Below are 21517 nucleotides of genomic sequence, written 5' to 3' on the forward strand. Positions count from 1 at the left end.
AACCAGATAGCGGACTTCGGCTTCGTAAAGATTGCCGCCAAAGTGCTGACCAAGGCCTGCAAGTTCACTTACGCCTGCGACAATATCCTTCGTGCGTGCACCATAGAGACGCCCATAATGCTGCACCAGTTTGCGTGGCATCCATGGATAGCTCTCGCGCAGGTTATTGGCGAAAGTTTCATAATCGGCATTTGGAATTTCGCCGCCCGGTAATGGTGCATCATGCGTCCAGTCGCCGCCCATTTTCGGGAAGATGTGCTTCAAACGATGCATGCCGCGCTCTGCAAGTTCACGAAATGTGGTGATCTTGCCGCCAAATACGTTCAGCAGTGGCGCGCCATTGGTCTCATCCAGATCGAAAACATAATCACGCGTGACGGCGGAGGGGTTGCCCTTGCCATCGTCAAACAGCGGACGCACACCGGAGAAGCTATGCAGCACATCTTCGCGACGCAGCTTTTCCTTGAAGTAGCGGTTTACGGCAGCGAGCAGATAATCAATTTCTTTTTCGTCAGCACTCACATCTTCGGCACGGCCTTCATAGGCAATATCTGTGGTGCCGATGAGTGCCTTGTCGCCTTCATACGGGTTGATGAAAATCACGCGCTTGTCGTGGTTCTGAACCAGATAGGCGTTCGCACCGGACCAGAATTTCGGTACGATGATGTGGCTGCCTTTGACCAGGCGCACATTGCGCGATGAGTTTGAACCAGCGACATTGGTGATCACGTCCGTGACCCATGGGCCTGCGCAATTGACGATGCAGCGTGCGCGGAAGCTGCGCACTTCGCCAGTATCGCGATTTTTGGTTTCAACGATCCAGCCGCCTTTTTCACGACGCGCGGACGTGACCGGCGTACGGGTCAGAATGGTTGCGCCTTTTTCAGATGCACCCACAGCATTCAACACAACAAGGCGGGCGTCATCGACCCAGCAATCGGAATATTCAAAGCCCTTGGTATATTGATCAAGGATCGGCGTGCCTTCGGGGTCGCGCTTCAAATCAAGCGTGCGGGTGCCGGGCAGCTTTTTGCGGCCGCCAAGATGGTCGTAAAGGAACAGACCAAGACGTACCAGCCATGCCGGACGGTCCTGCGGGCTATGCGGCAGGACAAAGCGCATTGGCCAGATGATATGCGGTGCAGCATTGAGGAGCACTTCGCGCTCGATCAATGCTTCGCGAACCAGTCGGAATTCATAATATTCAAGATAGCGAAGACCGCCGTGCACCAGCTTGCCTGAACGGGATGAGGTGCCTTCTGCGAGATCATCTTTTTCTGCCAGCACAACCTTGAGGCCGCGCCCGGCCGCATCGCGAGCAACACCCGCGCCATTGATGCCACCGCCGATTACAAACAGATCGCAGGTTTCCGGTTCAGCCATTCCATGCTCCTTCGGGTGCAACCGCATCCCATAGTCTAGAGCGCAATTCGATCTGGTTGAATCAGATCGGCGCTTTAAATGTTTGTTTTGAACCGCGCATCTTATCCGAAAGCCATTTCACACTTTCGGGATACGCTCTATATGCGTGCCAGCTTGTCCCAGACCGGTGTAAGGGCCAGCCGGGCTTCCTGATAGGCGAGGAAGAGTTCTTCATAGTGCTTTGAGCGCGGACCATCTGGGGCCTCGCAAGGGCCAAGCAGCGGCTCGACCCATTCCGCAATACACGCATCCATACTTGGATAGGCACCGATGGCCACGGCAGCCATCATCGCCGCTCCGGCGGCTCCGGCTTCTTCACGTGCGGAAACGCGCACGGGCGCATTCACCGCCGCTGCAAGCGTGCTACGCAATGCTTTTGAGCGCGCGGCGCCGCCAGTGATACGCAGCTCTGCGGGCATCTCACCCATGGCCGTGTAGCAATCGCGTGTTGCTATTCCGAGGCCTTCGACGACCGAGCGCACCATTTCAGGGAAACGGTCACGGCTGGAAAGGCCGACGAACCCGGCACGGGCATAGGCATTGACGAAGGGGCCACGTTCGCCGGCTTCCGAAATATAGGGATGATAAAGGATCGCGCCTGGCCGGCTGGCATTGAACCAGTCATCGAGGCGGGGAATAAGCTCATTGAGCGAAACGGGCTTGTCGGGCGTCGACATGAGGTCGGCTGCAACTTGCAATATCCAGTCGATATTGATGGTCGCGCCCATATTGGTCTGTACTTGCGTTACGATGCCGGGGATCGGCAGCGCAATGACGTAGCCGGTGCCTTCCTTGTTGAGGTGGATATCGGCAACCGGTTTGGCGCGCATGTGTACGCCGGTGGAACCGATGGTGGAGCAACCGGCATCAGCCGTGCCGCCGCGCACACCCGCACCCAGCGCGGTCATGGCCATATCAACATAGCCAAGGCTCACCGGCGTCCCCGCCCGCAGACCCGTTGCAGCCGCCGCTTCGGGGGAAAGCGGATGCTGTACTAGAGTCCCGTCGATAATCTCCGGCAGCAATCCGCGGCGGTTCGTGAGGCCGAGGGCCTCAATCACCACATCGTCATACTGACGATTGCGGAAATTGCCAAAGGTGAAGCTTGCTTCCGACGGATCGGTGGCGCGAACGCCGGTGAGTTTGAGATAGAGCCAGTCCTTACAATGAAAGGCTGTCTCCGCATTGTCCAGTAGCTCGGGCGCAATGCTGTCCATATGCGCCATCTGCGAGCCTTGCTGGCAGGTGTTCAGTCCGGTTCCGGTTGCTTCAAAGCGCGCTCGGTTCATGGGTCCGGAGGCCAGGCGCGTGACCGTCGCCGCAGCGCGGGCGTCAAGCCATATCCAGGCATCGCCAACGGGCTGGTTGTCACGTCCCACAAGCCAGGTTCCATCGCCCTGACCGGTAACGGCGATCGCCGCAGTTCGTTCGGCAAGACCTGGCATCTTCGCGCCAAGGTCGCGCAATGCGCGAGCGCAATCCTGCCATGTCCGGGAAAGTGATTGTGTGACGGCACCGTGATCGCCGGTATCGTATTTGTTGCGAACAGCCGCAGACTCGATCTGGCGCCCACTTAGGTCGAAAGCGACTGCCTTGAGCACGGACGTGCCAGCGTCGATCCCGATGATGATGTCACCTTTCTCATGCATGGCGGATCTGTGCTTTCATAGACATTTGGTGTCCTCCCGCGACTGATAATAGGTCGCCCGCCGCCCTGTTTATAATGAAGTCGGGCAATAGCGTATGTTGGAGATAACATAACACTATCACCTTGTCTGTAAAATTTTTAAATGTGCGCATTTTTTTTCACACCAGGGTGGTTGCCGGGAAAATCGCTATGCCATCACATGCGGATTTCGATTTTATTCTTGTCAAGAAATCGGCTTATTTCTCCTTTGATTTGTAATTAATATATTGAAAATAAACAATAAAAATTCTCAGCCACAGCGAGGCTAAGCCTAGTCAGGCCGAGGAGCCGCGTGCTGTGAATAGTGCGATCAATAACGGATTATGTAGTGGATTTCGCTAGATCGTGATCGGCTTTCGGCGTGAAATTGTGCTAATTCGCTGGTGTTTCTAAAACATCCGATTGACAGCTTTCGAGCTTTATAACATCATTGCTGGAGTTAATAACATGCCGCTATCATAAGTTTCGATTGCGGCGCTTGTTTCCAGGATGCACGGAGGAGCGGGCCCTGGAATTCATGTGGAGGCTATCATGATCTCGTCCGTTGCATCCTGTGCCGCTCTGGCGGAGGCTTTCGCCTATGCGGCAAGTGCCATGGCTTTGGTCGAGGGTAGTCTTTGGGCGGTCTGATTCAGCCGCATCATCCGTTTCCATAACGACAATACGGCAGAATTGCTGAAGGCGTTTGATAATGAGTGCACAAACCAGTCAAGTTTCCCCAAAACCCGCCAAGCTGAGCCGCGCCGTCGTTTGGAGCGTGATCGCTGCGATCGTGGTTGTCGGTGCGATCGCCTTCGACACCAAGGTCGTAAAGATCGGGTCTGATTCCGATGTGCGCCAGCAGGCTTTCTCTCCCGATGCCTATGGCGCTTCCGAGTTTCCCAAGGTGAAGGCCAGCATTGAGCAGCGCGCCGTGGATGCTGTCGAAGTTGGAGCCGCTATCTCAGCCGACAAGGCTGCTGCGGGAAAGAAATATGGCGTGGGTGACGTTAATCCTGTCGTCCCGGTCAAGTTCACGGGAACGGTCGAAGAGCGCAAGTCCAACTACAATGTGGTGAAGGTCGACGGCCTGCCAGAAGGCATTGTCATCCGTGTCCAGACCGGCCCCGCCGTCAACGGTACCGACCTGCGCGATGCGACCGGTGAAATCCAGTTCGGCCAGTTCAAGAACCAGATTGAATATCAAAATGCCGGTTCAGCCCTGAACAACGAGATGAAGAAGCAGGTGCTTTCGGGCGTCGATGTCGAAAACCTCGTCGGCAAGACCGTAACGGTTGTCGGCGTATTCAAGGTCGTCAATCCGAAGAACTGGCTTGTTACGCCAGTGGGGCTCGAAGTGAAATGAGCGCCGCTCCCAAAATCGAAGGCAAAAACGGCGATGTCGTTCTTGCCGCGCATAACGTCGCCAAGTCCTACGGTCGTATTCATGCGCTGAAAGGCGTGAATTTCGAAATCCGCCGCGGCCAGGTCACGACGCTTTTCGGCGAAAACGGCGCCGGTAAATCGACGTTGATGAAGGTGCTTTCCGGCGTCATTCAGCCGACTTCCGGCACGATCATACTCGACGGCGAGCCGGTAACGTTCAATTCGTCCACCGAAGCGCGTGACCGTGGCATTTCGATCATCCATCAGGAGCTGAGCCTCGCGCCCAACATGAATGTGCGTGACAACATCTTCATGGGTCGCGAGATACGCACCGCCACCGGCGTTGATTTTGCCGAGGAAGAGCGCTTGACGCGCGAGCTTCTGAAGGAACTGGAAGAAGACATCGATCCGCTGACGCCGGTCGAGGAACTGCGGCTTGGCCAGCAGCAGGTGGTGGAAATCGCCCGTGCGCTTTCGGTCAATTCGCGCATTCTCATCATGGACGAGCCGACTTCGGCGCTCAGCGCGTCCGAAGTGGAAGTCCTGTTCAAGGTGATCCGCGACCTGACGGCGCGTGGTGTCGCCATCGTCTATATTTCGCATCATCTGGAAGAAGCACTGCAGATTACCAATCACGCGGTGGTGCTGCGCGATGGAACCATGACGGCCTATGCGCCGCGTGAGGAAATCGATCTGGAATGGATCGTGCGCAACATGGTCGGCGAGAACTTCGATCTCGGCTCGCCTCCAAGCGGATATGAGTGGGGCGATGTTGCACTCTCTATCAAAAACCTGACCGTTCCCGATCCGGGCGGTGCGGGCTTTTCGCTGGTCGACCGCATGTCGCTTGACGTGCGCGCGGGTGAAATCGTCTGCATTTACGGTCTCATGGGTGCCGGTCGTACGGAGCTTCTGGAAACTGTTGCCGGTCGTCTCAAGGCAAGCGAAGGATCTGTTTTGCTGAAGGGGCAGGATGTTTCTGGCTTCACCATCGCGCAGCGTATCGAGAAGGGCCTTGTGCTGGTGCCGGAAGATCGTCAGCGCGACGGTCTCGTGCAGACGATGACCGTCGGCAAGAACCTGTCGCTCGCCAGCATTGCGGAAATGACCAAGGGTCTTTTCACATCGCGCAAGCGCGAGAAGCAGATTGTCGATCAGTCGATCCGGAATGTGCACATCAAGACCGATGGCGGCGAAGCGGCAATCGGGTCGCTTTCCGGCGGCAACCAGCAGAAGGTCGTGATCGGCAAGATGCTGGCGACCGAACCGGAAGTCATCCTGCTCGATGAGCCGAGCCGCGGCATCGACATTGGGGCGAAGGCGGAAGTGTTCAAGCTTCTGGCTGAAAAGGCGAAGCAGGGTCTGGCCGTGGTCTACACGACTTCGGAAGTCGGTGAATGCCTCAGCATCGCGCACCGTATCATCGTCATGCACCGTGGGCGCATCTCCGCCGAATTCGGATCGGACGTGTCCAAGGAAAAGATCATGGCCGCCTCGGGCGAAGCCATGGTCGGTCATTAAAATAATCATGGAGCACTGATAGAATGTCAGTCACGAGCACCAACAAAGAAACAGCGGCTCCGAACGGCGCGAAGCGGAAGACCAGCCTCGTGCATCTGCTGCTTGAAGGTCGTGCATTCTTTGCGCTGATCGCGATCATCGCAGTCTTCTCGTTCCTTTCGCCCTATTACTTTACCGTCGACAATTTCCTGATCATGTCGTCGCATGTGGCCATTTTCGGTCTACTTGCCATTGGCATGCTGCTCGTCATCCTGAATGGCGGCATCGACCTTTCGGTTGGCTCCACGCTGGGGCTGGCAGGTGTCGTCGCCGGCTTCTTGATGCAGGGCGTGACCTTGCAGGAATTCGGCATCATCCTCTATTTCCCGGTCTGGGCCGTGGTTCTCCTCACCTGTGCGCTCGGGGCGTTCGTCGGCGCAATCAATGGCGTGCTTATTGCTTATTTGCGCGTTCCGGCCTTCGTCGCGACCCTTGGCGTTCTCTATTGCGCGCGCGGCGTAGCCCTCCTGATGACCAATGGCCTGACCTATAACAATCTTGGCGGACGCCCGGAGCTTGGCAATACGGGCTTTGACTGGCTCGGTTTCAACAAGCTTTTCGGCGTGCCGATCGGCGTTCTGGTTCTGGCCGTGCTCGCCATCATCTGCGCCATCGTTCTCAATCGCACCGCATTCGGTCGCTGGCTCTATGCATCAGGCGGTAATGAACGAGCGGCTGAACTGTCTGGCGTGCCGGTCAAGCGCGTCAAGGTGTCGGTCTATGTCATTTCCGGCATTTGCGCGGCCATTGCAGGTCTGGTGCTTTCTTCGCAGTTGACGTCGGCCGGTCCGACGGCAGGCACCACATACGAACTCACGGCAATCGCCGCCGTGGTTATCGGTGGCGCTGCGCTCACTGGGGGGCGAGGTACTATCCAGGGCACACTCCTCGGCGCCTTCGTGATCGGTTTCCTTTCCGACGGCCTCGTGATCATCGGCGTGTCCTCCTACTGGCAGACCGTCTTTACCGGCGCGGTGATCGTGCTCGCGGTTCTGCTCAACAGCATTCAATACTCCCGGCGATGATCGATAGCGGCTCTGTCCACCGTTCCGGACGGAGCCGCGAAAATAGCCGGGCGTATAGAAAGACTTCCAGAAGGGCACAACATCTCGAAAACGGCCTGATGGAAATGAGTACCGCCGGGGAACCGGCATAACGCAAACGAAAAATGTTAAGGGAGTGAGACCATGTTCAAGAAGGGAATGCGCGTTCTGTTCGCCGCCGCGGCAGCGTTGCCTCTCATCGCCAGCACGGCTTGGGCCGAAGGACTGATGACGATCATCGTCAACGATCCGTCCAACCCGTATTGGTACACGGAAGGTGAAATCGCCAAGAAGACCGCCGAAGGTCTCGGTTACAAGGCTGTTGTCGGTGGCCATAAGGGCGACACCAACACCGAAAGCAACCTGATCGATACGGCTATCACCAACAAGTCGGTTGCAATCATCCTCGATCCGGCCAATGCTGACGGTTCGATCGGCGCGGTCAAGCGTGCAATCGCCGCCAACATCCCGGTTTTCCTCGTCAACGCGGAAATCAATCAGGAAGGCCTGGCCAAGGCACAGCTCGTCTCCAACAATGCACAGGGTGCCGCTCTTGGCGCAACCCAGTGGGTCGAAAGCGTTGGCGACAAGGGCAAGTATGTCGAGCTGTTCGGTTCGCCATCGGACAATAACGCTGCAACGCGCTCGAACGGCTATGAAACCGTTCTGTCGCAGTATCCAGATCTTGTGAAAGCCGGTCAGGACGTTGCGAATTGGGACCGTACTCAGGGTCACGACAAGATGCAGGCCCTGCTTCAGGCCAACCCGGACATCATCGGCGTTATTTCCGGTAATGACGAAATGGCTCTGGGCGCGATTGCCGCTCTGAAGAAGGCTGGCAAGCTGGATCAGGTGAAGGTTGGCGGTTTCGACGGTTCGCCGGATGCGGTTGCAGCCATCAAGGCCGGTGAATTGCAGTACACTGTTCTGCAGCCTGTTGCCGTGTTCTCGGAAGCTGCCGTCAAGCAGGCCGACAACTTCATTAAGACCGGCAAGACCGGTGTGGACCAAGAAAAGCAGCTCTTCGACTGCATCCTGATCACCAAGGATAATGTCGACAAGTATACCTCGCCGTTCGTTCTCGAACAGTAAGGTTTGAACAAAGCGCATCCCGGCGGCAGAAAGCTTTCGGGATGCGTATTCCGGAAGTCCCTCTCCTCAAGAAGGTCCCAAGCAATCACTCGCTGGATTTTGGGGCTGAAGACCGCGCAATATAAAGCCTATCAGGCGATTCCGAAGCTTTCGGAACGCGCAAGCAAGGGGACAAGTGACAAGCATGGCAGTGAGCAGTAAAGCAAGCATTGACAAGCTGATGACCGAGCAGGTGCCAAACGACAGTCGGCACGCCCGTCAGCTCGTCCGCCGCCAACAAATTGCGGAAACTGTAATGGCGGAGGGCTCGATGCGTATCGAGGACCTTACCGAACGGTTCGGCATCAGCCTGATGACGGCGCATCGCGATGTCGATGAACTGGTAAGCCGCGGCCTGTTTCGCAAGTCGCGCGGCATTGTGTCGGCAGCCCCCACAAGTCTGATTGAAGCCAGCGATCTTTATCGTGTCACACGACAGTCGGAAGAAAAGAAACTGATCGCCGAAGCTGCAATGCAGTTTGTCGAACCAGGCCAGGCGATTTTTTTCGATGATTCCACCACTGTTCTGCAAATGGTGCCGCATCTTCCGGGCAAGGGTCCGCTCACCGTCATCACCAATTCGCTGATCCTGATGAACGAGGTGCGCGACATCAAGGATGTGACACTGCTTGGCCTTGGCGGTCAGCTCTATAACTGGTGCAACGCCTTCGTTGGCGGCATGACGATCCACGAAATTCGTCGCCTTCGCGCCGATGTGGCTTTCATCTCCATTGCAGCGATCACCGACGATCTTCTGTTCCATCAGTCGCCGGAAATGGTGGAAACCAAACGTGCCATGCTGGACTGCGCCGCCAAGCGCATCCTTCTGGCCGATCACACAAAGTTCGAGCGCCGCGCTTTGCACAACTTTGGCGCGCTTAGCGATTTCGACGTGGTCATCGTCGATGAAGATACCCCTTTTGCGCATATTGAGCGCATGGAGGCGCTAGGCATCAATGTTGTGGTTGCGCGTGCCCGGAAGGGCGGAACGCCCGAATAGCCTGCGCATATTTATCAGGAATACGATACATGCCTTCTCTGCTCGGAATCGACAGCGGACTGACCGTCACCAAAGCCGTAATATTCGATATTGACGGAACCACACTTGCTGTTGCGCGCCGACGTGTGGCGCAATCTCTTCCGCGCCCCCGCCATGTTGAACGCGACATGGATGAATTCTGGAATGCAACGGCGGATGCTATTGCCGAAGCGATAGCCAAAAGCAGGCGACCAGCTTCCGACATTCTGGCCATTGCCACCACCGCGCATGGTGATGGCATCTACATGCTCGACAAGGATCGCCGTCCGCTTGGCGCAGGCATATTGTCGCTCGACAGTCGCGCCGCCGACATCGCGGAGCGTTGGGTTGATAGCCCTGTCGCAGAGCAGGCTATAGCCATTACCGGCCAGCTTCCCCATGCATCGGCACCATCCGCCATTCTGGCATGGGTGAAGGAAAACGAACCCGAACGCTTTGGCCGCATTGCGCATGTGATCGCCTGCAAGGACTGGCTGCGCTATTGCCTTACCGGCGATGTGGGCACGGATCGCACCGAAGCTTCAACCTCCTTCACGGATGTCAACACGCAGGAATATTCGAAAGAAGCACTCACTCTTTTCGGGCTCAATGCGCTGTGGGATGCACTGCCCGCCATGTCGCGTTCCGATGAAATCGTCGGTGGCGTTTCCGTCAGATGCGCACAGCGCACCGGTCTCGTCGCCGGGACACCGGTTGTCGGAGGCTTGCATGATGTGACGGCCTCGGCGCTGGGTGTTGGAGGGCTTGGCGTTGGAACCGTTGCCGTGGTTGCCGGGACCTATTCGATTAACGAAACATTGTCTTCCGAACCGCACGTCGGCAAAAGCTGGTTTTGCCGCAACGGCATTGCGCCGGGCGAATGGAACAATATGTCGATCTCGCCCGCATCGACAGCCAATTACGACTGGTTCCTCGACAAGCTCTGTCCGGCAGAACGGCGCGAGGCAGAAGCAACAGGCCGCTCGATCCACGATATGTTGCGCCCGGAAATCGATGCGGCATTGGCAAAGCCGTCCACGGCGATGTTCCATCCTTATCTTTTCGGCTCGCCCTATGGGGCTATGGCGAGCGGCGCATTCTTTGGCCTCCGCGGCTGGCAGGACAGGGGTGACATGCTGCGGGCCGTCTGGGAAGGTATCGCCTTCAATCATCGCATTCATGTCGATCATCTGAAGGACGGTTTTGCGATTTCCGCCGCGCGGTTGACCGGCGGCGTGTCGCGCAGCCCGGCTTTCGCACAGATGTTCGCCAATGTGCTGGGCATGCCTGTGACGGTTACTGATACAGATGAGGCCGCGGCATGGGGCGCTGCCCTTTGCGCAGGCACGGGAGCTGGTGTTTTTGCCGATGTGTACAGTGATCCGCGTGATCTCAATGCCATTGGTCGCAGCTACGAGCCGGACGCAGCGCGCAGCGCGCTCTATGAAAAGCGCTATCAGCTTTTCAAGGAGATGGCATCGGCGCTTGTGCCGATCTGGCCGAAGATCGAAGCTCTCACGGATTGAAATAAATGGCGTATCCCGCGCCTCAGCGACGTAAAGACAGTAAAATGAATGACTTCGTAGGCAATGCCGGAATGAAAAGCCGCATCGGGCAACTCGAGACCGAGGGTGTGGATGTGCTCATCCTTGGCGCGGGCGTAAACGGAGCAGGTCTTTTTCGCGATCTTTGCGAACAGGGCGTAAGCTGTCTCATCGTCGACAAGGCGGATTTCGGTTCCGGTACAAGTGCGGCGCCGTCGCGGCTTATCCATGGTGGTCTTAAATATCTTGAAACCGGCGAGTTCGGGCTTGTGGCCCAGTCGACGCTGGAACGTAATCTGCTTCTGAAAAATGCACCGCACAATGTCGAGCCGCTGCCAACCTTCATTCCAGTATTCTCGTGGACTAAAGGCATCATGGCGGCGTTGCGCACCCTTTTCGGCTCGACAACCGCGCCACGCAGCCGTGGCGCTGTGCTTATCAAGATCGGTCTTGCGCTTTACGACTATTTTGGTGCGCGCGAGCGCGTGATGCCGCGTCACCGTTTTCTGCTGAAGGAGACGGCGACGAAGGAGATGCCCTATATCACGCCGGCGATCGTGGCGGGCGGCATCTATCACGATGCGAAGGTCAGCCAGCCGGAACGTCTGGTCTATGAACTCGTCAGCGACGGGTTGCGCGCCAATCCGAAAAGCGCTGCCGCCAACTTCACGACACTGATCTCTGCCGAGAACGGCCTTATCGGTTTTGAAGGACCGGAAGGTGTGAAGTTTGCGGTGAGGCCGAAGCTGGTCGCCAATGCGGCAGGGCCGTGGATCGACCGGGTCAATGCCGCGCTTGGCAAGCCAACCAAGATGATAGGCGGCACCAAGGGGTCGCATATTCTTGTCGACCATCCTGAGCTGGTGAAGAGCCTCAATGGGCGAATGATCTATTTTGAAGCGGATGATGGACGCATCTGCCTCGTTTACGACTACCACGGTCTTGCGCTGGTGGGTTCCACCGATATTCCTTCGGATGATCCAGACAATGTGCGTTGCGACGATCATGAAACTGACTATTTCATCGATAGTCTGCGTTCGCTACTGCCGAAGCTCCAATTCGACCGCAGTCAGATCGTCTACACCTATAGCGGTATCCGCCCGTTGCCGGCCTCCAATGCTTCTGAACCGGGTTTGATCAGTCGGGACCACTCCGCTCCCGTGATCGAGCCGGATGGCAATCGGCCGTTCGCGATCATTTCGCTTGTTGGCGGCAAGTGGACAACGTTCCGTGGCTTTGCCGAGGAAGTGGCCGACAAGGTTTTGAGCCGTCTCAACAAGACGCGGCAAGTGTCAACGCGCAACCTTGCTATAGGCGGCGGTAGGGACTATCCAGCCGATGATCGCGCCCGCAAGGCTTGGATTGCCAACTATGCCACCGAAACAGGGCTGCCCGCCGCACGCGTCGAGACATTGCTGAGGCGTTATGGCAGTACAGCCTTGCCAATCCTCCGGGAGGAAGCGAAGGCACCGGTTACTATGCTGCCGGATACCGATACGGTCAGCGCGACGGAAATCGCTTGGATCGCGCGCAACGAATTCGTCGTGCATCTGGCCGACGTAGTGCTGCGGCGCACCACGCTCGCAATCGACGGAGCGCTGACGACCGGCAATCTTGCCGCAATCGCCGATATTGTGGCGCGGGAGCTTGGCTGGGACAATGGGCGCAAGACGCAGGAAATCGAAGCGGTTAACACAGAGCTTGAGAAACGCCATAACGTGATTTTGCAGCAGAACCCCGCCAAAAGACGCTGATCTATTGATGAAGTTGATCTATCCATCTGCTTGACGCGCATCTTGTTCCGAAAATCGTTTCACACTTTTCGGGATGCGCTATGGTGCGTCTCTCATGTTGGAAAGGTGAGCGTCATGGATATCAAGAGGAACGGAACCGATCCGTCGGGAAAAGGTCCAGCAGACTGGTTTACGGGCAATGTTCGTATCGATCCGTTGTTTTCTCCCAATGATGCGCGACGCGCCGCGGCTGCGACTGTGACCTTTGAGCCCGGCGCCCGCACGGCCTGGCACACACATCCCCTTGGCCAGACGCTGATCGTGACCGCCGGGCTTGGCCTCGCGCAGCGAGAAGGCGGGCCTATTGAAGAAATCCGGCCTGGCGATGTGGTGTGGTTCGCGCCCGGCGAGAAACACTGGCACGGCGCATCCGCGGGCAATGCCATGACTCATATAGCCATTCAGGAGCAGCTCGACGGCAAGGTTGTTGACTGGATGGAGCATGTCAGCGACGCGCAGTATGGCGGCGAAAAGTAAATTTCGTCCCGGTTTAGTGCAGCTTTCAGGAATAGACCGTGCCAATCATTGGTCAAAAGTTGCGCAAAACGCAAAGATGATTGCGTATATTGCGAAGAGGCATTTCGCGTTTTCCCTATCATGTTGTTCTCAATGAAAACAATGGGGAGAAGGTAATGAAACGCACACTTCTTTTGCTTGCTGCAAGCGTCGCGAGCCTTGCCAGCGTGCAGGCATATGCCGCTGAAGGCGCAAACTGCAAAGTGCCCAAATTCTCCGATGTCGGCTGGACCGACATTACCGCAACGACTGCGGTTGCTTCTCTTCTACTTGAAAAAGCCGGATACGAGCCGCAGACAACCATTCTTTCCGTGCCAGTCACCTTTCAGTCGCTGGAAAACGGGCAGATCGATATTTTCCTCGGCAACTGGATGCCGCTTCAGGAAGAAGCGCGCAAACCCTATCTTGAAGGCAAGACGATCGAGCAGGCTGGCGTTAATCTTAAAGGCGCGAAAATCGGCCTTGCAGCAACAGGCAAGGATCTCGGCATCAAGAATTACGCGGATATTGCGAAGTTCAAGGACCAGCTTGGCGGCAAGATTTACGGCATCGAGGCGGGCAGTAGCGCCAATGCCACGATCCAGTCGATGATCGAGAAGGATAAGTTTGGCCTGAAGGATTTCCAGCTCGCGGAGTCAAGTGAGCAGGCCATGCTTTCGCAGGTTCAAAATGCGGTGCGCAAGGATGAGCCGGTCGTGTTCTTTGCCTGGACGCCGCATCCGATGAACATTCGCTACAAGCTGACCTATCTGGAAAATGGTGAAAACCTGTTCGGCCCGGCTGATGGTGCCGCGACCGTCGAAACATTGACCCGCAAGGGTTATGCAACCGATTGCCCCAATGTCTCACGCTTCCTGTCGAACCTGAAGTTCAGCACAGATATGGAAAGCACGATGATGAACATGATCCTGAATGATGGCATGGAAGCCAAGGATGCCGTCATGAAATGGATCAAGGAGAACCCGGCACAGCTTGATGTGTGGCTTGATGGCGTAACAACTTTCGACGGCAAGCCAGCACTTGCTGAGGTAAAGTCGGGGTTGGGGCTTTAAGCCTCTTATACCAGGGCGCCAGGATGCTGACGCAATACGCTCTGAAAATGCTCAATTGCCGCAAGATCTTAACCTGAACTCAATGATGAAGCTCATCGAGTTCAGGCATTATTGCCGCAGCTTGCTCGGCGACTGACCGAAATGCCGCTTGAAGGCGCGCGACAGCGAACTGATTGACGAAAAGCCAGTCTGTTCCGCTGTGTCAGCCATGGAGAGATGCGTATCAAGGATCAGCCTCCGTGCCGCTTTCAGCCGGAGCGACAAGTAGTAGTTGCCCGGTGACTGTCCGATAACATTGGCAAACAGCAATTCGAGGCTACGTGTCGAGAGGCCAAGTCTTCGGGCAATGCTCGACACCGGGATCGGATGGTCTATATGGGTTTCCATGATTTTTATGGCGTCTGCCAGTCGTGGTTCGCGGTTGAGCAAACGACCGAGAGAGACCAGTGGCTGGGCATCGGAAGCTCGCTTCACTTCATCGTAGATATAGAGGCTCGCCACATCCAGCGCGATGGAATAGCCGTGACGGGCGCGAATGAGCGCCAGCATCATGTCGAGCGCGGGGGCCGCGCCTCCGGTTGTCAGAAAAGCTCCGTCCCGCACCCAGCGATCCGATTGGGTTTCAACCTCGGGGAAGCGTTGTGAAAAGGCTTCCATGTCTTCCCAGTGCGTGGTTGCCCTGCGTCCGTTGAGCAATCCCGCCTTCGCCAGCACCCATGATCCGGCTTCCACACCCACGACAAGCTTCGATTGTGTTGCCGTCTGGCGCAGCATGGCGAGAAGTTTCGGCGTCGCATGTTCAAGTGCATGAAAGGCGCTGACAATGATAAGAATATCCTGTGCGCCAGCCTCAAAACGGCCATCGGCTGCAACCTTCAGGCCACTGGATGTGACGGGATCGCTGCCGTCCGGCGACACTACCCGCCAGCGATAGAGCGAGCGCCCAGTTACGCGGTTGGCACCGCGCATAGGATCCAGCGTCGCAGCCAGTGACATGAGCGAGCAATCCGGCAGAACCAGTAACGTAACGCTTAGTTCTTCATCTGAGGGTTCAAAAATCATGCGCTTCGCTCTTCGCCAAATAGATTTCGCAAAATGATAATCCCGGCATTTCGCGACCTGTCAAGCTCGGTACAAATTGAGGGAAACGACCATGCCTTTAAAGCCCGCCCGCGAAATATTCATCACGGCTGCAGTCACTGGCGCCGGAGCCACTACGCATCGCTCGAACAAGGTGCCGATAACGCCGCGTCAGATCGCCGATGCGGCCATTGAAAGCGCCGAAGCAGGCGCCGCCGTCGCGCATATTCACGTACGCGATCCGCAAACGGGTGAACCATCGCGCAAGCCAGAGCTTTTCCGCGAGGTTGTGGACCACATCCGGGCGTCCGGTGTCGATATTGTACTGAATCTAACGGCAGGGATAGGCGGCGATCTGGTCCTAGGGTCGACAGAAGTACCCCTGCCGCCCGATGCCGCCAAGACCGATATGGCTGGGGCAACGGAGAGGCTTGCCCATATTGCTGAACTCTTGCCGGAAATCTGCACGCTGGATTGCGGCACGATGAATTTCGGCGAAGGCGATTATGTGATGACCAACACACCTGCCATGCTCAGAGAAATGGCAGGGCAAATACAGCGGCTTGGCGTGCGGCCGGAGATCGAGATCTTCGACACTGGCCATCTGCCACTTGCACAATGGCTGCAACAGCAGGGGCTGCTTGATGACCCGGTTCTGGTGCAACTGTGCATGGGTATCCCGTGGGGCGCGCCCGATGATCTGTCGACCCTGGTATCGGTTCTCCAGAATCTGCCGGATAACTGGATTTTCTCGGCGTTTTCCATAGGTCGCAATCAGTTGCCTTATGCGGCTCTTGCCGTGTTGGCAGGCGGCAATATCCGCGTGGGGTTGGAAGACAATATCTGGCTCGACAAGGGGGTTCTGGCATCGAATGGCGATCTGGTTGAACGGGCCAAAGCCATCGCCGTCAATATGGGAACCAAAGTTCTGACGCCTGCGGACGTGCGCAAAAAACTCAAGCTTACAAAGCGCTGGTGACCTCAATGAAAAGCCATCCTCCCAAAATCGCCTGCATTGGCAGCGGCGTTATCGGTAGCGGCTGGGCCGCACGCTTTCTGCTCAATGGTTTCGACGTGGCCATTTATGATCCTGCACCGGATGCACAGGCGACGACCGAACACATTCTCGGCAATGCGCGCAAGGCATTGGCGGCGCTGACCACTCTGCGTCTCCCGCAGGAGGGGCGGTTGTACTTTGCCGCTTCGCTGGGCGATGCTGTTGCTGGTGCGGCGCTCATTCAGGAAAGCGTGCCCGAACGCCTTGACCTGAAACTCGCCGTGCTGGCGGCTATCGAAGCCGCGTGTGCAGAAGACGCGCTGATTGCCTCCTCCACCTCCGGCTTTCTGCCAAGTAAGTTGCAAGCCGGGTTGCAGCGGCCGGAGCGTCTGCTGATCGCCCATCCCTATAATCCCGTTTATCTATTGCCGCTGGTTGAATTGGTGCCGGGAAGCAAGACTTCTGCATCGATAATTGAAAGCGCCTCGGCGCTCTACCGCCAGACCGGAATGGAACCGGTCGTTCTGGAAAAGGAGATTGATGCTTTTGTCGGAGACCGGCTTCTGGAAGCGTTGTGGCGTGAGGCATTGTGGCTCGTGCACGACGGCATCGCCACAGTAGAACAGATCGATGACATCATCCGCTATTCGTTCGGGCTTCGTTGGGCGCAGATGGGGCTTTTCCAGACTTATCGCATCGCCGGCGGCCCAGCAGGCATGCCGCACTTCCTTGCCCAGTTCGGACCTGCGCTGCAATGGCCATGGACGAAACTGACAGATGTGCCCGATCTCGATGAAAGCTTGATCGCTCGCATCGCCGGCCAGTCGGATGCGCAGAATGAAGGGCTTTCAATTCGTGATCTGGAGCGGATACGCGACGAAAATCTGGTGGCGATCCTCCGCGCTCTTGCGCACCAGCAAAACGGTAAGGGGTGGGGCGCGGGTGCACTTCTCAATGCCTATACGACGCGGCTCGGCGGAGCGATGGACCGTCCCGAACCGGATTCCGGTCCGCTACAGCTTCTGGATGTGCGTGTGATCCCCGAGTGGATCGACTATAATGGACACATGACTGAACATCGTTATCTTGATGTGTTCGGCCAGACGACGGACAGGTTTCTGGCACATATCGGCGTGGACGAAGCCTATTTGAAATCAGGTCACAGCTATTACACGGTTGAAACCCATATCATGCATCACGGTGAGGCTAAGGCTGGCGATGCGCTACATGTGGAAACGCAGTTGCTTTCCTTTGATGAAAAGCGTGTGCACGTCTTTCATAGTCTCCGGCGTGGCGATGCAGAAATTGCCAGCGCCGAGCAGATGTTGCTGCATGTCGATAGTAAGGCAAGCAAGGCGGTCGCTGCGAAGGCTGAAATTCTTGCCACGCTCGAGGGGCTTTCACATGCGCACCGTGAGCTGCCGACGCCCGTCACAGTCGGACGGCACGTCGGAAGACGAGGCTGACCGGTTTTCAGTGTCTGCTTGAAAATGAAGCGTCGATCTTGCGGCGGCGCTTCGTCTGTGATGCTTGACATTTAATCAATCGATTGATTAAATATGCCAATGAGCACGACAAAACATTACAGGCCTGAGCAGCCTTCGGTTGATCAGACGCGAAGCGCGCTGATTCATGCGGCATTGCAACTGTTCGGATCGAAGGGCTTCGACGCGACATCGACGCGCGAAATTGCCTCAACTGCCAAGGCGAATATAGGCTCCATCGCCTATCACTTCGGCAGCAAGGAGGGCCTTCGTCTGGCCGCAGCGGACTATATCGTGGAGACGATACAGGGCATTGCCGGGCAGGCGCTGGGGCATTACGGGGTAATCGGTGCTTCCGTCGCGACGAAAGAAGAGGCGCGCCAGCAGCTTGGTCTGGCGCTGGAGAGAATGACCTATTTCATTGTCGCACAGCCGCAGTCCGGCGAGATTGTCCAATTTCTTCTGCGCGAACTCGCGCATCCAACGGCGGCGCTCGACCGCATCTATTCCGGTGTTTTCGAGCCGACCCATAAAAGGCTCTGTGCCATATGGGAAGTCGCGACGGGCGAACCTGCCGAGAGCGAGGCCACGCGGCTTCTGATCTTCACCCTGCTCGGACAGGTTGTTTACTTCCGTATTGGTCGTGAGGCGGTGAAACGGCGCATGGGCTGGTCCACGATGGGCGCGAAAGAGGCTGGGGCGGTAGCGGCAATCACCCGCCGGAACCTCATGGCTATTCTTGCAGCGAAGGACGCCGCCCAGAACGGCGAGGTGTCAGCATGAGCGTTCTCTGTATGCTTCCTTTTGCTTCTTATATCATGGCCGCATGCAGCGCGCAGCCTCTTGCGGTTGGCTACGTCGAGGGGGAATTCGTGCAACTGGCCCCGCTGGAAGTGGCACAGGTCCAGTCTGTTGCCGTCAGGCGTGGCGATCATGTTCAGCCGGGCAAGCCGATCGCAAAGACGGAAGATACGGATGCAAAGATTGCGGTTGCGCAAGCCGAGGCGGCACTGGCACAGGCACGTGCGCAACTGGCGGATTTGCAAGTCGGCAAACGTCCCGATGAAATTGCGGTTCTGGAAGCCGCAGTCAGGACGGCCAAGGCGCAGGCAGATGACGCCCGGCGAACGCTTTTGCGTACGCAGGACCTGACCAAGCGCGGAGTGACAACGCAGGCACAGCTTGACGATGCGGCGACGCAGCTCGAAGTCGCGGAAGCCTCGATCAATCAGGCTACTGCCAACTTGGCGGTCGGTCGTCTGCCTGCGCGCCCCGAAGCAATCAAGGCGGCGGAAAATGCCGTCAAAAGTGCCGAAGCACAGCTTGATTCCGCACGCTGGCATCTGACCAAGCGGACGATCGAGGCGCCAGCGCCGGGGCGGATCACCGATGTCATCCGTAATCCTGGCGATATTGCGGGTCCGTCTGCACCGGTGCTGACCATGTTGCCCGACGGTGCAGTCAAGCTGAAGGTTTACATCCCGGAGGACAAGTTCTCGGCAGTGCGAGTGGGAGACATGCTTTCCGTTCGCTGCGATGGTTGTGCGCCCGGTTTACAAGCCCGTGTGAGCTATGTTTCGCCGGACCCTGAGTTCACACCGCCGGTTATCTACTCACTCGAAACGCGCCAGAAGCTTGTCTATCTCGTTGAGGCGCATCCGGTCGATCCCGCATCGCCTTTGCAGCCTGGTCAGATCGTGGATGTCGATCTGGCCCCCCGATAGGCGGAGGCGGCAATGTCGAACGCCATTCATGTCAAAGGTCTCGTCAAGCGGTTTGGCGATGCCACAGTCGTCGATCATGTGAGCATGTCGGTGGCCGAGGGCGAGATTGTCGGCTTTCTGGGGCCGAACGGTTCGGGCAAGACAACCACGATCCGCATGATGTGCGGGCTGTTGACGCCCGACGAGGGGGAAGGGCAGGTGCTTGGTTTCGATCTTCGTACCGAAGGGCTGAAGATCAAGCGCGAAGTCGGTTATATGACGCAGCGGTTTTCGTTCTATGAAGACCTGACCATTGCCGAAAACCTTGAATTTGTCGCGCGTCTCTACCGGTTGAAGCCGGTGAGGGAGCATGTGGCGCGGACACTTGAGGAACTGGGCTTGACATCGCGCGGAGATCAGTTAGCGGGCACGCTTTCCGGTGGCTGGAAGCAACGGCTCGCGCTGGCGGCATGTATCATGCATAAGCCAAAGCTTCTGCTATTGGACGAGCCGACCGCCGGGGTCGACCCGAAGGCCCGGCGCGACTTCTGGGACGAGATACATCGTCTTGCAGACGGCGGGCTGACTGTGCTCGTTTCGACCCATTACATGGATGAAGCCGAACGTTGCCATCGCATCAGTTATATTTCCTATGGCAAGCTACTGGCGACGGGAACCGTCCGGGACGTTATCGACAAAGCGGGACTGACGACGTTCATCGTCAATGGCCCAAAGCTCGGGGAAGTGGCGCGGGAACTGGAGGGCGATCCAGGCGTTGAACAGGTTGCGCCTTTCGGTGCGACACTGCATGTCGTGGGGTCTGACAGGGTGAAACTTGAGGCGGCTCTGGACAAGATCAGACACTACGATGGGATTACCGTCGAGGCGGGGGAGACCAGCCTTGAGGACGTGTTCATCCAGTTCATGGCCAATGCTCAGGACAATATGTCCAAAGGCAAAAATTCCGGGAGCGGCAAGTCATGAGCGACTGGTTCTCATTCGAGCGCCTTGGCGCGATGCTGGTGAAGGAATTCATCCAGATGCGGCGCGACCGTATCACCTTCGCCATGATGCTGGTCGTCCCGTTGATGCAGTTGCTACTTTTCGGTTTTGCCATCAACAACGATCCGAAGAGCCTGCCGAGTGCTCTGGTGGTGACAAGTCAGGATCATTATACCCGCGCCATGATTTCCGCACTGGAAACCACAGGCTATTACCGCTTTGATCATGTCGTGCAAAGTGCGGCGGAGGCTGAGGCGCTGATTGCCAGTGGTGCGGTTTCCTTCGTGGTGACGATCCCGTCGGACTTTGCAAGGCGTGTCGATGCAGGTGAACAGCCGCAGATCCTGATTGAGGCTGATGCGACCGATCCGTCTGTGGCAAGCGGTGCCATCTCCACGCTTGGAACTGTCGCAAGTCAGGCGCTCCTGCGTGAACAGGGCAAGCAGGCTGAGGCTGCCGATGCCGCACGAAGCCAGTTACAGGTTGTCGTGCATCGCCGTTATAATCCAGAAGGCGTATCGCAGTACAATATTGTTCCCGGCCTGCTGGGCGTCATCCTGCAAATGACGATGGTGATGATGACGGCCATGGCGCTGACCCGAGAGACCGAACGCGGTACAATGGAAAACTTGCTTGCAATGCCCGCCACGCCTGCCGAAATCATGTTGGGCAAGGTTCTACCGTTTCTAGTTGTCGGCGGTGTTCAGGTTGTGGTTGTGCTGGCGGCGGCCAAGCTTCTGTTCGGGGTCCCCTTTGTGGGATCGCTGGCGCTCTTGCTGATCTGTGTGTTGATCTTCGTTCTGTCGCTGGTCCTGCTCGGCTATACGATTTCAACGGCTTCGCGCACGCAGATGCAGGCCATGCAACTTACCTTTTTCTTCTTCCTGCCATCGTTGATGCTGTCCGGTTTCATGTTCCCATTTCGCGGTATGCCTGATTGGGCGCAGGCGCTGGGCGAGATTTTCCCGCTCACGCATTTTCTGCGGATTGTCCGTGCGGTGATGCTGAAGGGCGCCCACTTGTCCGACATTGCCGGAGAAGTGAACGCCCTCATATTTTTCGTTTTCCTGTTTGCGTCGCTGGCTCTTTTGCGGTTCCGGCGGACCTTGGACTAGGGTCC

At 57.1% G+C, this 21517-nt stretch carries 18 protein-coding genes and 1 pseudogene; 15 read left to right on the forward strand and 4 right to left on the reverse strand.

Annotated features, from left to right (window positions below; genetic code table 11):
• The 3 genes and pseudogenes from FJQ48_RS11450 to FJQ48_RS11460 all read right to left on the reverse strand — a co-directional run.
• On the reverse strand, positions 1-1383 hold a 1383-nt coding region (locus tag FJQ48_RS11450; protein WP_139975247.1), incomplete at its 3' end, for a glycerol-3-phosphate dehydrogenase.
• A 137-nt stretch (positions 1384-1520) separates the two neighbouring features.
• Complete coding sequence (locus tag FJQ48_RS11455; protein WP_139975248.1) at positions 1521-3071, reverse strand: FGGY-family carbohydrate kinase; 1551 nt, start codon at positions 3069-3071, stop codon at positions 1521-1523.
• 671 nt (positions 3072-3742) lie between these two features.
• Positions 3743-3821 (reverse strand): annotated as a pseudogene (locus tag FJQ48_RS11460) (ATP-binding protein); the annotation flags it as partial.
• Here FJQ48_RS11460 and FJQ48_RS11465 point away from each other — a divergent pair.
• The 9 genes from FJQ48_RS11465 (at position 3801) to choX (ending at position 14131) form a co-directional block, all read left to right on the forward strand.
• A complete protein-coding gene (locus tag FJQ48_RS11465; RefSeq protein WP_139975249.1) occupies positions 3801-4454 on the forward strand; it encodes a DUF2291 domain-containing protein in 654 nt (217 codons plus the stop codon). The pseudogene FJQ48_RS11460 and the gene FJQ48_RS11465 overlap by 21 nt on opposite strands.
• On the forward strand, positions 4451-5995 hold the full coding sequence (locus FJQ48_RS11470) for a sugar ABC transporter ATP-binding protein (RefSeq protein ID WP_139975250.1): 1545 nt from the start codon (positions 4451-4453) through the stop codon (positions 5993-5995). The genes FJQ48_RS11465 and FJQ48_RS11470 overlap by 4 nt, the downstream gene beginning before the upstream one ends.
• 23 nt (positions 5996-6018) lie before the next feature.
• Entirely contained in the window at positions 6019-7059 is a 1041-nt protein-coding gene (locus FJQ48_RS11475) for an ABC transporter permease (RefSeq protein ID WP_139975251.1), read from the forward strand.
• 162 nt (positions 7060-7221) lie between these two features.
• Positions 7222-8169 carry a D-ribose ABC transporter substrate-binding protein gene (locus tag FJQ48_RS11485; protein ID WP_139975252.1) on the forward strand — a complete coding sequence of 316 codons (948 nt, stop codon included), beginning with the start codon at positions 7222-7224 and terminating at the stop codon, positions 8167-8169.
• Positions 8170-8353: 184 nt separating this feature from the next.
• Positions 8354-9208: a DeoR/GlpR family DNA-binding transcription regulator gene (locus FJQ48_RS11490; RefSeq protein ID WP_139975253.1), complete on the forward strand. Its 855-nt coding sequence runs from the start codon at positions 8354-8356 to the stop codon at positions 9206-9208.
• 29 nt (positions 9209-9237) lie between these two features.
• The gene (locus FJQ48_RS11495; protein WP_139975254.1) at positions 9238-10752 is read left to right on the forward strand and encodes an FGGY-family carbohydrate kinase; all 1515 of its coding nucleotides are present in this window, start codon (positions 9238-9240) and stop codon (positions 10750-10752) included.
• Between the two features lie 71 nt (positions 10753-10823).
• A complete protein-coding gene (locus FJQ48_RS11500; RefSeq protein WP_180350193.1) occupies positions 10824-12524 on the forward strand; it encodes a glycerol-3-phosphate dehydrogenase/oxidase in 1701 nt (566 codons plus the stop codon).
• 114 nt (positions 12525-12638) lie between these two features.
• Entirely contained in the window at positions 12639-13040 is a 402-nt protein-coding gene (locus tag FJQ48_RS11505) for a cupin domain-containing protein (protein WP_139975256.1), read from the forward strand.
• A 155-nt stretch (positions 13041-13195) separates the two neighbouring features.
• Complete coding sequence (gene choX / locus FJQ48_RS11510; protein ID WP_139975257.1) at positions 13196-14131, forward strand: choline ABC transporter substrate-binding protein; 936 nt, start codon at positions 13196-13198, stop codon at positions 14129-14131.
• Between the two features lie 108 nt (positions 14132-14239).
• Here the strand turns inward: choX and FJQ48_RS11515 are convergent, their stop codons facing one another.
• Positions 14240-15193 (reverse strand): GlxA family transcriptional regulator, encoded by a 954-nt coding sequence (locus FJQ48_RS11515; protein WP_139975258.1) that lies wholly within the window; start codon positions 15191-15193, stop codon positions 14240-14242.
• Positions 15194-15284: 91 nt separating this feature from the next.
• On the opposite strand from FJQ48_RS11515, the gene FJQ48_RS11520 reads away from it, so the two are divergent.
• The 6 genes from FJQ48_RS11520 to FJQ48_RS11545 all read left to right on the forward strand — a co-directional run bounded on the left by FJQ48_RS11520 (position 15285) and on the right by FJQ48_RS11545 (position 21512).
• Complete coding sequence (locus FJQ48_RS11520) at positions 15285-16190, forward strand: 3-keto-5-aminohexanoate cleavage protein (protein ID WP_139975259.1); 906 nt, start codon at positions 15285-15287, stop codon at positions 16188-16190.
• 5 nt (positions 16191-16195) lie between these two features.
• Positions 16196-17674: a carnitine 3-dehydrogenase gene (locus FJQ48_RS11525; RefSeq protein ID WP_139975260.1), complete on the forward strand. Its 1479-nt coding sequence runs from the start codon at positions 16196-16198 to the stop codon at positions 17672-17674.
• Between the two features lie 99 nt (positions 17675-17773).
• Positions 17774-18475: a DUF1956 domain-containing protein gene (locus tag FJQ48_RS11530; protein WP_139975261.1), complete on the forward strand. Its 702-nt coding sequence runs from the start codon at positions 17774-17776 to the stop codon at positions 18473-18475.
• Positions 18472-19416, forward strand: coding sequence for an HlyD family efflux transporter periplasmic adaptor subunit (locus FJQ48_RS11535; protein WP_139975262.1), 945 nt, complete (start codon positions 18472-18474; stop codon positions 19414-19416). Before FJQ48_RS11530 ends, FJQ48_RS11535 begins: the two co-directional genes overlap by 4 nt.
• Positions 19417-19428: 12 nt before the next feature.
• The gene (locus FJQ48_RS11540; RefSeq protein WP_139975263.1) at positions 19429-20379 is read left to right on the forward strand and encodes an ABC transporter ATP-binding protein; all 951 of its coding nucleotides are present in this window, start codon (positions 19429-19431) and stop codon (positions 20377-20379) included.
• Entirely contained in the window at positions 20376-21512 is a 1137-nt protein-coding gene (locus tag FJQ48_RS11545; protein WP_139975264.1) for an ABC transporter permease, read from the forward strand. The genes FJQ48_RS11540 and FJQ48_RS11545 overlap by 4 nt, the downstream gene beginning before the upstream one ends.
• Positions 21513-21517 lie beyond the last annotated feature (5 nt).

Source organism: Ochrobactrum sp. CGA5, from assembly GCF_006345815.1.
GTDB lineage: Bacteria > Pseudomonadota > Alphaproteobacteria > Rhizobiales > Rhizobiaceae > Brucella.